The 15,509-nt window shown below is 52.7% G+C and carries 13 protein-coding genes; 3 read left to right on the top strand and 10 right to left on the bottom strand.

The features are described 5' to 3' along the window. Positions 1-101: 101 nt before the first annotated feature. Positions 102-548: a helix-turn-helix domain-containing protein gene (locus UC15_RS09520; RefSeq protein ID WP_112288220.1), complete on the bottom strand. Its 447-nt coding sequence runs from the start codon at positions 546-548 to the stop codon at positions 102-104. A gap of 100 nt (positions 549-648) precedes the next feature. Between UC15_RS09520 and UC15_RS09525 the strand changes: the two genes are divergently transcribed. Beyond that, positions 649-1,443: an SDR family oxidoreductase gene (locus UC15_RS09525; protein WP_112288221.1), complete on the top strand. Its 795-nt coding sequence runs from the start codon at positions 649-651 to the stop codon at positions 1,441-1,443. A 92-nt stretch (positions 1,444-1,535) separates the two neighbouring features. Beyond that, complete coding sequence (locus tag UC15_RS09530; RefSeq protein WP_112288222.1) at positions 1,536-2,225, top strand: fumarylacetoacetate hydrolase family protein; 690 nt, start codon at positions 1,536-1,538, stop codon at positions 2,223-2,225. A 20-nt stretch (positions 2,226-2,245) separates the two neighbouring features. On the opposite strand, the gene UC15_RS09535 is transcribed toward UC15_RS09530, so the two are convergent. The 7 genes from UC15_RS09535 to bglF all read right to left on the bottom strand — a co-directional run bounded on the left by UC15_RS09535 (position 2,246) and on the right by bglF (position 10,917). Next, positions 2,246-3,052, bottom strand: a complete 807-nt coding sequence (locus UC15_RS09535) for a hypothetical protein (RefSeq protein WP_112288223.1) — start codon at positions 3,050-3,052, stop codon at positions 2,246-2,248. Next, entirely contained in the window at positions 3,052-3,249 is a 198-nt protein-coding gene (locus UC15_RS09540) for a hypothetical protein (RefSeq protein WP_112288224.1), read from the bottom strand. Before UC15_RS09540 ends, UC15_RS09535 begins: the two co-directional genes overlap by 1 nt. 158 nt (positions 3,250-3,407) lie before the next feature. After that, positions 3,408-4,889: an L-asparagine permease gene (ansP, locus tag UC15_RS09545; protein ID WP_112288225.1), complete on the bottom strand. Its 1,482-nt coding sequence runs from the start codon at positions 4,887-4,889 to the stop codon at positions 3,408-3,410. A 231-nt stretch (positions 4,890-5,120) separates the two neighbouring features. After that, on the bottom strand, positions 5,121-5,969 hold the full coding sequence (gene bglG, locus UC15_RS09550) for a transcriptional antiterminator BglG (protein ID WP_112288226.1): 849 nt from the start codon (positions 5,967-5,969) through the stop codon (positions 5,121-5,123). A gap of 124 nt (positions 5,970-6,093) precedes the next feature. Then, positions 6,094-7,500, bottom strand: coding sequence for a carbohydrate porin (locus UC15_RS09555; protein WP_112288227.1), 1,407 nt, complete (start codon positions 7,498-7,500; stop codon positions 6,094-6,096). Between the two features lie 122 nt (positions 7,501-7,622). Continuing rightward, positions 7,623-9,020, bottom strand: coding sequence for a glycoside hydrolase family 1 protein (locus tag UC15_RS09560; RefSeq protein ID WP_112288228.1), 1,398 nt, complete (start codon positions 9,018-9,020; stop codon positions 7,623-7,625). Between the two features lie 22 nt (positions 9,021-9,042). Beyond that, a complete protein-coding gene (gene bglF, locus UC15_RS09565; RefSeq protein ID WP_112288229.1) occupies positions 9,043-10,917 on the bottom strand; it encodes a PTS beta-glucoside transporter subunit IIABC in 1,875 nt (624 codons plus the stop codon). 455 nt (positions 10,918-11,372) lie between these two features. On the opposite strand from bglF, the gene UC15_RS09570 reads away from it, so the two are divergent. Beyond that, entirely contained in the window at positions 11,373-13,751 is a 2,379-nt protein-coding gene (locus tag UC15_RS09570) for a glycoside hydrolase family 3 N-terminal domain-containing protein (protein WP_112288230.1), read from the top strand. Positions 13,752-13,820: 69 nt separating this feature from the next. Here UC15_RS09570 and ruvB read toward each other — a convergent pair whose 3' ends face one another. Continuing rightward, positions 13,821-14,828 carry a Holliday junction branch migration DNA helicase RuvB gene (gene ruvB, locus UC15_RS09575; protein ID WP_112288231.1) on the bottom strand — a complete coding sequence of 336 codons (1,008 nt, stop codon included), beginning with the start codon at positions 14,826-14,828 and terminating at the stop codon, positions 13,821-13,823. A gap of 8 nt (positions 14,829-14,836) precedes the next feature. Further along, complete coding sequence (ruvA, locus tag UC15_RS09580) at positions 14,837-15,451, bottom strand: Holliday junction branch migration protein RuvA (RefSeq protein WP_013575037.1); 615 nt, start codon at positions 15,449-15,451, stop codon at positions 14,837-14,839. Positions 15,452-15,509 lie beyond the last annotated feature (58 nt).

A 15,509-nucleotide genomic window follows, 5' to 3' on the forward strand; every position in this document is an offset into this window, starting at 1 on the left:
CGCTTTAATACCCCACCCCAGCCCTCCCCTTCGCAGGTAAGGGAGCAGATCGAGATTTGCCCTTTTCCGTGCGAAATGGAGGGAGTTGCCCGAATTCTGTATCAGATTTCAGGAATGATCGCCGTAATATCCCGGCTCTCCAGCACCCGTCCGTCCTGCGCTCGGATTTCCAGTTTGCGCAGTGGCTCGCGGTTTTCACTGTCCACAAGCTGCGTACAGGCTTCGCCTTCCTCAAACAAGTATTCACTTCCCCACTGCCCCAGCGCGACCAGCACCGGTTGCAGCGCCAGCCCCTTTTCGGTCAGCACGTAATCCTGATACGCCGAGCCATCAGCCGCCGGTTCAATTTTCAAAATGCCTTCGGCCACCAACGCTTTCAGGCGTGCGCTGAGAATGTTTTTTGCCGCACCCAGACTGCGCTGGAACTCGCTGAAACGCGAAATGCCACGCATGGCGTCGCGGACAATCAGCAGCGTCCACCAGTCACCAATGAGATCCAATGCGCGGCCAGCCGGACAAGGCGTGTTTTCCAGACGTGTTCGTTTCATGGCACCTCCTGCTTAAAGAATCTGGTTGCATTATAAAACCACCAGTGCTAAAAATCATCTGGTTTCATTATTAAACCACTAAATCAACCCAGAGGTTCTTATGTCAGATTCCATTCGTTCTCAGTCTTTGGCGTTAATCACCGGCGCATCCACCGGTATTGGTGCGACATACGCCGATCGTCTCGCTAAACGCGGCTATGATCTTATTCTTGTGGCCCGTGATGCACAGCGCCTGAATGCGCTGGCTGAAAAGCTGCAACAGGAGTCCGGCGTAAAAGTGACGGTGTTACCCGCAGACTTAACCCGCAGCGAAGACCTGTCGCGAGTAGAAGAGTTTATCCGCGCGACGCCGCAAATTTCCCTGCTGATCAATAACGCCGGCGCGTCACTCAAAGCAGGTTTTGAGAACAGTGATGCCGATGCCATCGAGAATCTGATCACCCTGAACGTCACCTCGGTGGCACGCCTTTCCCGCGTGGCGTTTGATGGCCTGATCAAGCATAAAGACGGCGCGATTATTAATATCGCCTCGGTAATGGCGCTGACGCCGGAGCTGCAATCTGCTGTGTATTCCGCGACGAAAGCTTTTGTGCTTACCTTCAGCCAGACGCTGCAATTTGAAATGGCAGAACGCGGTTTGTACGTTCAGGCCGTATTACCTGCCGCAACGCGTACAGAAATCTGGGAACGTTCGGGTAAAAATATTGATGAAGTACCAGGGGTAATGGAAGTCGGTGAACTGGTGGATGCTGCCTTGCTGGGCTTCGATCGCAAAGAAAAAATCACTATTCCGCCATTGCAGGACGAAAAACAGTGGGACGACTTTGATGCCCTGCGCGGCGCGATGGTGCCGAACTTCCTGCAAGCTCACGCGGCACCACGTTACAAAGCCTGACAGTGAGACATTGACCAGTAACATAAATTTACTGGTCAATGTTGATTCGCTTTGCAAATATGTTAATTCGACAACTTTGTGAAGTGAATACGATGACCGAATATGTAATTGCTGCACCCGAAGTTCCGTCTCTCGCCATCGTAGGCCAGAGCGCCCGTTTTCCATTGCGCCGCGTGTACTGCGTTGGCCGTAACTATTCCGAGCACGCCCGCGAAATGGGTCATGATCCGGATCGCGAGCCGCCGTTCTTCTTTGGCAAACCCGCTGATGCCGTTATCCCTGCCAGCGGTAACGTGCCTTATCCGACACTGACCGAAGATCTGCATTACGAAGTGGAACTGGTTGTCGCGATTGCCAAAGGTGGCAAAAATATCACGGCTGAAGATGCGCTGTCGCATGTCTGGGGTTATACCGTCGGCGTGGATCTGACCCGTCGCGATATTCAGGCGCAGGCCAAGAAACAAGGTCGTCCGTGGGATTTCGCCAAAGGTTTTGATGATTCCGCACCGGCCAACCCGCTGCTGCCCGTCAGTCAGACCGGTCATCCTGCCAGCGGTAAAATCTGGCTGGATGTGAACGGTGAAAAACGTCAGCGCGGTGATTTACGTGATCAGATCTGGCAGGTGGCGGATGTCATCAGTTATCTGTCGCAGGCCGTTGAACTTAAACCTGGCGATCTGATTTACACCGGCACACCGGCAGGCGTTGGCGCTGTGGTGCGCGGTGATGTGATTACCGGTGGTATCGAAGGCCTGAGCGATTTCAGCTTCACCATCGTGTGATTCATTGAGGACGTCTGGCTTCAGGCGTCCTTCTCTCCGATTTTTCTCTGATTCTCTTCCTCGATAATCGGGATTAACTTCTCAAATGCACAGGCGCTTGAAGGGTCGAAAAGCGACAGCGTTTCAATCTGACTGAGTAAAATCACTTTGCGAAATTTCAGCGCATTCACCGGATCCGATACCGGCGTAATGCCGTGTTCCTGATAATAACGGGCATAGTTATGCTCGACGCGCAGCTCCAGCGTATCTTTATCGCGATACCCGCTGACCATCGGGATCACCACCACATTGTCCGACGAACTGGTTTCACATCGCGCGGTATGCACCATGCCAATATAGACGCGCCGCGACTGTAAGGTGATAAACACCATATCGCCCTCTTCCATGCACTGGTACAAAAGCCCTTCCACACCGTTGGCGCGGGTGAGCTGTTTGTACAACTGTTTGCGTCCGGCGGTATTGAGCCGCAAGCCCGGCGACCAGGTGGTGCGCACCAGACACAGCATCACGGAAACACCGAGCATGATGACGACCGGCGCCTGAATGCCTAAGAAACTCCAGTTGATGAAATCTCTGTGGTAATGCACATCCTGATGCAAATGCGGGATGGCAGGCAGCCAGTTCACGACGTCTGAAATTCCCCACAGCGCCATATACACCAGAGCAATCACCAGCACGCCCTGCAGGACAAAAATGCAGCCGTATAACGCCACCAGAAAATAGACGTCCCAGCCGAAGGTACGTTTGAGTTTGAAGCGCGATGAGATGTCGCGGGTGGTGTACCAGTACCCGCAAACCATTAACACCATGAAAACCGCTGTCGCCATTACAGCACGCTCATGCGTTTGACGTGGCGGTCGAAGTCTTCACGCATATCCTGATTTGCCGGATTCACCGAGGCGGTACCGTTTTCATCAATCAAAATACGCTCACCCTCCTCAATCGTATCTTCCATGTCTGCTGCACTGAACAGCCCGAGGAATTTTTCCGGGCTGGAGAAAATCTGTAACATAATCTTAAACATAGTTTGCCTCTTTTAACTAAAGAGTAAGCCTAGTCAAAAATGAGGGATACTTTCACGCTTTCGGATTTTTTACAGGCAACAACATTTTTAGTGCTGCATGTAACGAAAAAGGGCCACCTTGCGGCAGCCCTTTGCTGAAAATCTCTGAAGTAAATTAATTACTTCGCATCCAGACTTTGGTGATGTGCTTCTTCGTGAGCGGCCTGCTCAGCATGGACTTCCGCCGCACGTTTGCGCAGACCAATCCAGCCCAGAACCAGCAGGATAATCAGTACCGGAATCGTCGCCACGGTGTAAGTGCCGTTCGGATAGTCAAACGCCATCAGGATCAGTACGCCCGCCAGAAATGCCAGCGTCAGCCACGAGGTGACCGGTGCCCACGGCATTTTGAAGGAGACGTCTTTCGCACGGCCTTCTTTGATAGCCTTACGCAGCTTCATCTGACATACGATGATGAAAGCCCATGAACTGAGGATGCCGAGTGACGCGACGTTCAGGACAATTTCAAATACCTGCGATGGCACGTAGTAGTTGAGTACCACGCCGATGACATAAATACCCACAGTGACCAGAATACCGGCGTAAGGCACCTGCTGTGCGCTCATCTTCGACATGAATTTCGGTGCCGAACCGCCCATCGACAGGGAACGCAGAATACGACCGGTGGAATACAAGCCGGAGTTCAGACTCGACAGCGCCGCAGTCAGTACCACGATGTTCATGATCGTGCCGATGTAAGGCACGCCCAGCTTGCTGAAGAAGGTCACAAACGGGCTTTGCCCTGCCTGATACGCATTCCACGGTAACAGCAGAACCAGCAACACCACGGAACCGACGTAGAATAACGCGATACGCCAGATCACGCTGTTGATGGCTTTCGGCAGCACTTTCTCAGGATCTTTGGTTTCACCTGCCGCCGTACCGACCAGTTCGATAGCCGCGAACGCGAAGACCACGCCCTGCACCAGAACCAGCGCCGGTAACAACCCGTGCGGGAAAATACCGCCGTTATCGGTGATCAGATGGAAACCGGTGGTATTGCCGTCCAGCTGTTTGCCGGTGCCGAGGAACACCACGCCGACAACCAGGAACAGGGCAATCGCCGCGACTTTGATCAGCGCAAACCAGAATTCCATCTCAGCGAACCACTTCACGCCGATCATGTTCATGGTGGCGACAATCGCCAGCGCGCCCAGCGCAAACATCCATTGCGGGACATCACCGAAGGTTCCCCAATAGTGCATGTAAAGAGCCACTGCGGTGATATCGACAATGCCGGTCATCGCCCAGTTGAGGAAGTACATCCAGCCTGCAACGTAAGAGGCTTTTTCGCCCAAGAACTCGCGGGCATAAGAGACGAAACTGCCGCTGGTCGGACGGTGTAAAACCAGTTCACCCAGCGCACGTAAAATAAAGAATGAGAAAATACCACACACCGCATACACGATTGCCAGCGCCGGGCCAGCCATCTGTAAACGCGCGCCCGCGCCGAGAAATAAACCGGTGCCGATAGAACCACCAATGGCAATCATCTGAACCTGACGATTGCCCATACTTTTGTGATACCCGTGTTCGTGCGAGTCCAGCCAGCGTCTTTTCGCCGCGTGCTTCGCCTCAGCCGATTTTTTATGAGACTTCATTCGATCTTGTTCTCCAAAAATAACCTTCACCTGACGTCGGGTGCTGCAAGCAAACGATTGCAAGCCTCAACGTTTATGGGGTTTACCCACTGTAGTTTTTTTAGCCGGAACTGTTTTGGTGCAATAACGGCGAAGGATGCTACCTTTTCTCATTAACCGTGGCAAAAAAAAACGTCATTAAAAATTGTGAACAGTCATATTTCGCGCAACGAATTTTGCGCTTGCGTGCGGTTACGGGGTTTCTTTAGGCGAACATTCTTTTCTCACCCGCTCAATATTGATCGACAGATACATGATCTCTTCCGTCGTCAGATCCCGCTGATATTGGGCGGCAAGGTAATCGCCGATTTTCTCCGAACACTGCCAGGCTTGCGGATAGTTCTCTTTCACGGCCACATGCAGGGTCATGTCGTCATCCGCGACAACAGTGCGGCTGAGCATGCGCTGTGCGAAGAATTTCAGATGGGTGACGAAACGCTGATAACTCAGCGATTCTTCGTCATATTCGATACGCAGCTGGTATTTCACCAGATTGAGGATTTCCTGCATCACGCGGGTGATTTGCGCCACTTCCGGCATTTCGCCATTAAGCTGAGCGTTCACCAGATGCAGTGCGATAAACCCGGCTTCATCCACCGGAAGGCGCACCCCCAGGCGCGCATGGATAATCTCCAGCGCCTCCAGTCCCAGCGCATACTCTTTCGGATAAAGGCGGCGGGTTTCCCACAGCAACGCATTGCTGATCGGCACGCCCTTTTTCTGTCGCTCAATGGCAAAATTACAGTGATCAGTGAGCGCAATGTATAAATTTTCCTGCAATTTCCCCAGCCGTCCGCGCGCCAGCGTGATGATCTGGTCGCAGGTGGTCATGACTTCCATCGGAATATGCGAGAGCAGTTCTGTCAGATGCGCGACCAGTTCGTCGCTCTGTAATGCGAAGATTTTTTCGATTTTACTGTCATCGAGTTCGTCTCCGGTTTTCTTCATAAACGCCAGCCCGCGGCCCATGACGACCTGTTCCCGCTGCTGATCGTTGACAACCACCACCACGTTATTATTGAGTATTTTGGCGATTTTCATTGTTATTCCCTGAAAAGAAAAACCCGACCGTCCGAATGGATGGTCAGGTTTTGTCTGCCGCAGTCTTTGGATCTGCCTGATAATTTTACCAGATCCGATCCTCAGCCAGACGTAAAATTTGCACTCAGAACGTGACGATGGCTTTCAATCCTGTCACCCACGCATCCTGCGTTTCCTTCACCCCGCCCGGACGGTACCAGTACTGCAAATCCGGTTGCAGAATCAGCCACGAACGGACTTTTATCTGATAGTACAAATCGGCGTTCACCGAGTGACCGGACAGCGGCGTATAGAGCGGATTGCCGTAATCATCCACCTGATAAATCGTATTCAGGTTTTCCTGATTCTGGCGGTAATGATTACTCATTTTAATATACGTCATACCAAAACCCAGCCAGTCGTCAGGACGCGCATCAAACAACCCGCGATAGCGCATGGAAGCAGCCTGCGTATGATGAATGGCATTGCTGCGCTGATCCCCCAGACCTAGGCTGTATGACACGCTCATGCCACGGTTCGGATCGTCGCCACGTTGTGTCACCTGCTGGTTGAAACCGGTATACATAAACCAGGTGCTGCTGTGTTTGCGATAACCTTCGGGATCTGTTGCGCCCACGCTCTGCGTTTTCCCTTCCGATAAATCGGTTTGCGGCGAGTTGGTATACAGCAAACCAACGTTATAAATGCCCGGCAAACCATTCACTTTGGTTTTCAGTTCGGCCTCCATCGGCAGCAGAATGCCGCGCGCGCCTTTCAGCGAGCCGCTCCAGGCGTATTTGCGGTCAGAAGCATCGGGGTTTTGTTCCATAATACCGGTTTTCAGCGTCAGTTCTGGCGTCAGCTTGTACTGGAAAGTGGTGCCCCAGTAGTGTTTATTCCAGTTATACCAGGTCATCGAGTTAGCCGATTTACCGCCACACTGGCTCAGCAGCTGGAAATCACACGGGATAATCTGATCGAAATCCTGATTCTTGTTCATCATACCGATGCGCCAGTGCAGTTTACGGTCATCGAAACTACGACCAAACGTCAGCCAGCCCAGACGGGTTATCGACTGTCCGCCCCAGCTTTCCTGGGCGAGATCGTTAAACCCGACGCGCGGATCCTGCGTACGTTTGGACGTCAGGTTGTCATCGTGGTTACGGTTAACAATGTTCCCTTCAATGGCCGCATCAGGAATGCCGGTGTACATCTCCAGATCCTGAGTAAACGTCAGCGAGAACTGATCGATATACGCCAGATGTTTATCATGGTTATAACCGCCGCCTGCGTTATAAGACGACTCGCTCAGATAACCAAGCTGATAATGAAATCCATGGTCTTCAATAATCGGGCGAATACCCAGCATATCGCCGAACATACCTTCGCCGGGCGCCTCAAAACCTAATACCGTACCATTCCAGTTATCCGCAGCCTGTGCTGAATGAATACCTGTGATTGAAATACACAGCGCCAGAACACTGGTTTTTAGAAACCGGTTATTATTTTTAACTTTACAGGTAGGTGTTGCAGAAGTCTGAGAAATTTTCATCTTTATATTTCCGTTTTATTATTTTAAATCATCATTATTTTTTTGGGCAATACAAGGGCGGACAGGCGGCTTATAAATTTATAAGCCGCATCAGTTATTTATTATTAAAGGTTAAGTTCAGATCAGGATTTTAAAGCCGCGCCGTTCGAATTGATCACTTCTTTATACCAAAAGAAGCTTTTCTTACGGCGACGTTCCAGCGTGCCATTCCCTTGGTCATCACGGTCAACGTAGATATAACCATAGCGTTTGGAGAACTCGGCTTTCGAGGCGCTGACCAGATCAATCGGCCCCCAGCTGGTGTAGCCCATCACTTCCACACCGTCTTCAATGGCTTCACGTACCTGAACCAGATGGTCATTGATATATTCAATGCGGTAATCGTCGTTGATGCTGCCATCTGCTTCGACTTTATCACGCGCACCTAATCCGTTTTCCACAATAAATAATGGCTTCTGGTAACGATCATAAAGTTCATTCATTAAAAAGCGCAAACCTACCGGATCAATCTGCCAGCCCCATTCGGAACTTTGCAGATGCGGGTTAGGCACCATATTTAATATATTGGCGCGCGCTTTAATATTTTGCTCTTCGTCAGTGGTTACACAACCGGTCATATAATAACTGAATGAAATAAAGTCGACCGTTTCTTTCAGTGCCGCTTTATCTTCAGCAGTAATATTAATTTCCATGCCACGATCTTTAAAGAAACGCTTCATGTATGCCGGATATGCGCCGCGCACCTGAACATCGCCAAAGAATAACCAGTCGCGGTTTTGCTGCAAGGTTTCCATCATATCAGCCGGTTTGCAGGTCAGCGGATACAACATTCCGCCGAGCAGCATATTGCCGATTTTGCCGTCAGGGATGATCTCGTGGCAGGCTTTTACCGCTCTGGCGCTGGCCACCAGCTGATGATGAATGGCCTGATAAATTTCCTGTTTGCTGCTGTCTTCCGGCAAACCGACGCCGGTGAACGGCGCATGCAGCGACATGTTGATTTCGTTGAACGTCAGCCAGTGTTTCACCTTATTTTTGTAACGGCTGAACACCGTACGGGCGTAGTTTTCAAAGAAACCGATAGTGTCGCGACTGCCCCAGCCACCGTGGTTTTTCACGATACCATACGGCATTTCATAGTGAGAAAGCGTCACCAGCGGTGTAATCCCGTATTTTGCCATTTCATCAAACAGGCGGTCATAAAAGGCCAGGCCGGCTTCATTTGGCTGCAATTCATCGCCCTGCGGGAAAATACGCGTCCAGGCAATTGAGGTACGCAGCACGGTGAAGCCCATTTCGGCGAACAATTTCATGTCTTCCGGATAACGATGATAGAAATCAATCGCCACATCTTTCACGCCGAAATCGCCTTCAGTACGTTCCTGCACCGGACCAAAAACGCCTTGCGGTTGCAGGTCAGATGTTGATAAGCCTTTACCGTCAGTCAGATATGCACCTTCCACCTGATTGGCTGCGACTGCGCCGCCCCATAAGAAACCGTCTGGGAATTGCTTGTTCATGTGAACCTCCTGGCTCTGGTCGTTATCGTAATAAAGTGAGTAATGAAGCTTGTTCGCTGGTGTCCTGACCAACGCTTGCCGGAATGACATCAAGATAGTCATCGCTGTTGGTGACCAGCACCGGTGTGGTCAGGTCATAGCCGGCATCGGAAATGCCCTGCATATCGAATTCCAGCAACAAATCGCCCTGCTTCACCACCGCATCAACCGCGATGCGTGGCGTAAAGAATTTGCCGTCCAGCTTCACCGTATCGATGCCGACGTGGATCAGAATTTCTGCACCCTCGTCAGATTCAATCCCGATGGCGTGATGGGTTTTGAACAGGGAAACCACGGTGCCATTTACCGGCGATACTACCCGCCCCACTGCTGGCACCACCGCCACGCCTTTGCCCAGCAGACCACTGGCGAACGTCGGGTCTTTAACCTGATCGAGTGCGATACAGGTACCGGTCATCGGGCTGGCAATCAGGGTTTTTCCGCGTGGTGCCTGAACGGCCTCCGCTTTGGCCTTTTCGGTGATTTCCGGCGTTGCCGCTTCTTCTTTCATGCCGAAGAAATAGGTTGCAAATGCGGCAAACACCAGGGCAATCAGCGTCCCGGCAATGGCGGCGGTCACCGTTTTATCAAAGCCGGTTGGCGGAATAATCTGCGTGAAAGTGAAGATGCTGGCGAATCCGAAGGAATACGCCGTGGTCTGGAAATACCCGAGGATCGCCGCACCCAGTGCACCACCGGCGCAACCGAAAATAAACGGACGCCGACGCGGCAGATTGATGCCGTAAACCGCGGGTTCCGTAATCCCAAAAATCCCCGCGCTGATGGCTGAACCCGCCAGCGCTTTCGTTCGCGCATCTCTGGCGCGCAGCATCACGCCAATCACTGCCCCGACCTGCCCCATCACGGCGGGCAATAACAGCGGCAGCATGGTGTCGTGACCGAGAATACTGAAGTTGTTGATCATCAGAGGCACCAGCCCCCAGTGCAGACCGAAAATCACACACACCTGCCACAGTGCGCCCATAAAGGCACCGGCAATCATCGGGCTGATGTGATACACAAACTGATAGCCGTTAGCCAGTTGCTGGCTGGCCCAGGTGGCGACAGGACCGATAATCAGGAAGGTCAGCGGCACCACGACCATCAGGCAAATAAGCGGCGTGATAAAGTTACGCAGCGCAGAAGGCAGGATTTTCATGGCCCGTTTTTCCAGCCAGCTTGATACCCACGCGGCCAGGATCACCGGGATCACCGATGAGGCGTAATTAATAAAGACCAGCGGAATACCGAAGAAATGCTCGCCCTGCGCACCAGGTTGCTGTGCCTCAAACGCGGCGATCATCAGCGGATGCACCATCGCCCCGCCAATCATCATGGTAACGAACGGGTTACCGCCGAATTTTTTACCGGCAGTGAAACCGATCACCAGCGGGAAGAAGTAAAACATGGCGTCACTGGCGGCGAACCAGACTTTGTAGGTACCGGTTTCCGGCACCATCCAGCCGCACGCCAGCGCCAGTGCCAGAAAACCTTTCAGGATCCCCGACGCGGCCATGATGCCGATAAACGGGGTAAAAATACCGGAAATAACGTCAATCGCCTGGGCAAATAAACTGCCCTTATCACCGCTGTCATCGTCGCCGCTGTCGGAAAGCGCACTGCCTTTCACCAGCGCTTCATAAACCGCACCAACGTGGTTGCCGATCACCACCTGAAACTGGCCGCCGCTCTCGACGACCATGATGACACCCGGGTTTTCTTTTAATCCGGCAGCGTCGGCTTTACTCGTATCTTTTAATTTAAAACGTAATCGGGTGGCACAATGCACCACGCTGTTGACGTTGTCTTTTCCGCCCACTCCGCGGAGAATTTCATCGGCTAATGTACTGTATTCCATGGTGTTATCTCATCAGAGTAAGGGCGTCGTGCACGACATTGCCGTTGTATTTCAAAGGGGCGGCCTGCCCCTGAATTCAGGCCAAAAAAAAACCTAAACGTCCGGTCTCTTCGTCATACACGAAGAAACGAGAAGTTTAGGTTTTGCCTGTCAGACAGTAACAATCCTGCTTTCTGAAACGGATTCTCTGGCGAATCGGAAACAGAAACAAGTCGTAATATTCGCCGGATGATGAAACTGTGATCGGCTTCAGATTTTGTGCTAAAAGCAGGCATCTGACCGGAGCAGCCTCAATCTGATCCTGCTCACAAACCGGAAACAAAATTAAATAACGTAAAATGCATATTCGTTTCCTCAATTGTTTACGCGCACTCCATTCTCAATACTTCTGTTTATATTTCGTCTTTTAACGCGTTATCCCTGCATTCCCATCCGGAAAATCAAGGAGATATAAAATGACTCACCTGTATCAGGATGCTTCACAGCCCGTCGCTACCCGCGTCGCCGACCTGCTCGCCCGCATGACGCCCGCTGAGAAATATGCCCAGATGCACGCGTTCTGGCTGATCCTCGACAGCAACGGGAAGCATAAAGAACGGTCCGATCTGAGCGATGATTTTGCCGGGCATAAACAGACTCTGGCGCTGGAGGAGCAACTGGCGCTGGGCGCGGGACAAATCACGCGCCCCCTGGGAACGCACGTGGTCAGCCCGGCAGAAGGCGTGCGCGCCCTGAATCGGCTGCAAAAAATGCTGGTTGAAGAAACACGGCTGGGCATTCCGGCGATGTTCCACGAAGAATGTCTGGTCGGTTTATTGTGCAAAGACGCCACACTGTTCCCCTCTTCCCTGAGTTATGCCTCGACGTGGGATCCGCAACTGGTGGAGCAAATTGCAGGCGCTATCCGCGATGAAGCGCAAAGCGTTGGTTGTCATCAGGGCCTGGCGCCGGTGCTGGATGTTTCCCGCGATGTCCGCTGGGGACGAACAGAGGAAACCTTTGGCGAAGATCCGTATCTGGTCGGCATTATGGCGACGGCTTACGTGCGCGGTTTGCAGGGTGAAAAACGTGACCTGCTGGCCACGCTGAAACATTATGTCGGGCATTCATTCAGCGAAGGGGCGCGCAACCATGCGCCGGTACATCTCGGTTTTCTCGAGCTGAATGATACTTTCCTGCTGCCGTTTGAGATGGCGGTAAAGCTGGCGAATGCCGGTTCGGTGATGCCAGCTTATCACGACATCGACGGGCAACCTTGCCACAGCGATCACTTCCTGCTGACAGAAGTTTTGCGCGAACAGTGGGGATTCGATGGTCTGATTGTTGCCGATTACGGTGGCGTTAGCCTGCTGCATCAGCATCACGGTGTCAGCCATGACGATGCGGAATCCGCCGCGCTGGCGTTTAATGCCGGACTGGATATCGAGTTGCCGAAAGGCGATTGCGCGCAGCATCTTGCCGATGCGGTTTCACGTGGCCTGATTGATATGGCGAAAATTGACGAGATCGTCGCCCGCGTGCTGACCGAAAAATTCCGCCTCGGGCTGTTTGAACAACCCTACGCCCGCGATCCCCAGCCGCAATTACAACAACCCGCCACGCGTGAACTGGCCTGGAAAGCCGCCGTCCGTTCCATCACCCAGCTGGAGAATAACGGCATCCTGCCGCTGAAACCCAAATCCGGGCAGAAAATTGCAGTGATCGGCCCGACGGCAGATGATCCGCTGGCCTTGCTCAGCGGTTACAGCTTCCCCGTGCATCTGATCATCAGCGAAATGGAAGCGCAGACGGAACAGGTCACCACGCCGTTACAGGCCTTGCGTGACGCCTACGGCGAGCAAAATATCCGGTATGCAAAAGGTTGCCATATTCTTGAAAAACGCACAGCGGGCGCGCCGGTCTTCCCCGGCGATGCCGGCTCAGCCATGCAAAAATCGCCGGTATCACGAAGTACCGCGCTTATCCCACAGGCCGTGAAACTGGCGCAGGAAAGTGATGTCGCGTTAGTGTTTGTCGGCGATCTGGCCGGATTATTCCAGAGCGGCACCGTCGGTGAAGGTTCTGATACGGACAGCCTGCAATTACCGGGTGTTCAGCAACAGTTGCTGGAAGAGATTGTCGCGACCGGCAAACCGACCATTGTGGTAATGACCGGCGGTCGTCCGTATTCCCTTGGCGGACTGGAGGAAAAAGTCGCCGGGTTCCTGATGGCATTTGCGCCCGGTCAGGAAGGCGGACGTGCAATTGCCGATATCGTCAGCGGCAAAGAAGCACCGTCCGGCAGGCTGGTGGTTTCCGTACCGAAAAGCGCCGGTGCCATGCCCTATTATTACAATCACAAACTGAAAAGTGGCGGTACGCCGATTGCGTTCCACTTCGGTGCAAAATACCCGTTTGGCTTCGGGCTGAGCGGCACCACGTTCCGCTATCACGATCTGCAACTCAATCAGCAACCGGTCGCTATCGAAAATGGCGATATTGCAGTACAAATCAAAGTCACCAATACCGGAAATCAGGCGGGCAGCGAGGTGGTGCAGGTTTATCTGCGTGACTGTGTGGCATCACTGGTACGCCCGATGCAGGAACTCAAAGCTTTTGAGCGCGTAGAGCTGGAGGCCGGACAAACCGCAACGCTAAATTTCAGCATCCCGACCGACATGCTGAATTTCACCAGTCACGCCGGTAAGCGCATCGTCGAACCGGGTTCTGTTGAAGTTCAGGTGGGCTCCTCGAGCGCCGATATTCATGCAACAGGAAAGGTGATTCTGGCGGGTAAAGTGCGCGAGTTGCCACGCAACTGGCGGATGGTCAGCCGTTGTGAAGTCAGTCAGTAATTTCTGCTGGCTGAAATAAGCAAAACGGACGCTCAGGGCGTCCGTTTTGCTTTCTGCGCACAGAACCGGTTATTCCGTTTCTCTCGCGATACCGAAGTGCTTATAAGCATGATTCGTCGCCATACGCCCGCGCGGTGTGCGCTGAATAAAGCCTTGCTGGATCAGGAACGGTTCGATGACATCTTCAATCGTCTCGCGCTCTTCACCAATCGCCGCAGCTAAGTTATCCAGCCCGACCGGCCCGCCGGTGAACTTATCGATAATCGCCAGCAGCAGTTTGCGGTCCATGTAATCGAAACCTTCGGCATCGACATCCAGCATGTCAAGCGCGCCGTTAGCCACATCACCGTTAATGGTGCCATCGCCTTTGACTTCCGCGAAATCACGCACACGGCGCAACAGGCGGTTAGCGATACGCGGCGTACCACGTGAACGGCGGGCTATCTGATGCGCGCCCTCCTCCGACAATTCCAGCCCGAGACACGACGCACTGCGCCCGACGATGTGCTGTAAATCTGCCACCTGATAAAATTCCAGACGTTGCACAATACCAAAACGGTCACGCAACGGTGACGTCAGGGAACCGGCGCGGGTGGTGGCACCAATCAGGGTAAACGGGGGTAAATCGAGTTTGATGGAACGCGCCGCCGGGCCTTCACCAATCATGATATCCAGCTGGTAGTCTTCCATTGCCGGATACAAAATTTCTTCAACAACCGGCGACAGACGGTGGATTTCATCGATGAACAGCACGTCATGCGGCTCAAGATTGGTCAGCATCGCGGCCAGATCACCGGCCTTTTCAAGCACCGGACCCGACGTGGTGCGTAAATTGACGCCCATTTCGTTCGCCACGATGTTAGCCAGCGTGGTTTTCCCCAGTCCCGGAGGGCCGAAAATCAGCAGGTGATCGAGCGCATCTTTGCGTTGCTTAGCCGCCTGAATAAAGATTTCCATTTGCGAACGCACATGCGGCTGCCCGACGTATTCGCTGAGCAACTTCGGGCGGATCGCACGGTCAATGACTTCTTCTTCACTGAAAACTTCGGAAGAAATCAGGCGGTCAGCTTCAATCATCGTTTACCTCACAGCGCCGCGCGCAGCGCTTCTCTAATCAACGTTTCAGATTCCGCACCCGGCTTCGCCACTTTGCTGATCATGCGGCTGGCTTCAGGTGGTTTGTATCCGAGGGATATCAGGGCTGCAACGGCTTCGCCTTCGGCGTCAGATTCTTTTGCTTTCGACGCCGATGCAGGTAGCGTGATATCAGTATGATTGTTAAATAGATCACCGTTTAATCCTTTAAACCGGTCTTTCATTTCAACGACCAGGCGTTCTGCGGTTTTCTTACCGACGCCAGGTAACTTGATTAATGCGGTGATTTCTTCCTTTTCCACCGCACTGACAAACTGCTGTGCCGACATGCCTGACAGGATCGCCAGCGCCAGCTTCGGCCCCACACCGTTCACCTTGATCAGTTCACGGAACAGCGCGCGCTCTTGCTTATCGTTAAATCCGTAGAGCAACTGGGCATCTTCACGGACGATAAATTGCGTGAAGATGATAGCTTCCTGACCCAGCTCCGGCAACTCGTAAAAACAGGTCATCGGCATATGCACTTCATAGCCCACGCCGTTAGTTTCAAGCAGCACCAAAGGGGGCTGTTTTTCCAGAATAATGCCTCGTAGTCTGCCTATCACGTTCATTTTCCTTATCAGGTCAAAAGCAGCGATGTTTATATCATAAAAAAGGCTGGAT

The sequence above is a fragment of the Rahnella sp. AN3-3W3 genome, from assembly GCF_003263545.1.
Classification (GTDB): domain Bacteria; phylum Pseudomonadota; class Gammaproteobacteria; order Enterobacterales; family Enterobacteriaceae; genus Rahnella; species Rahnella variigena.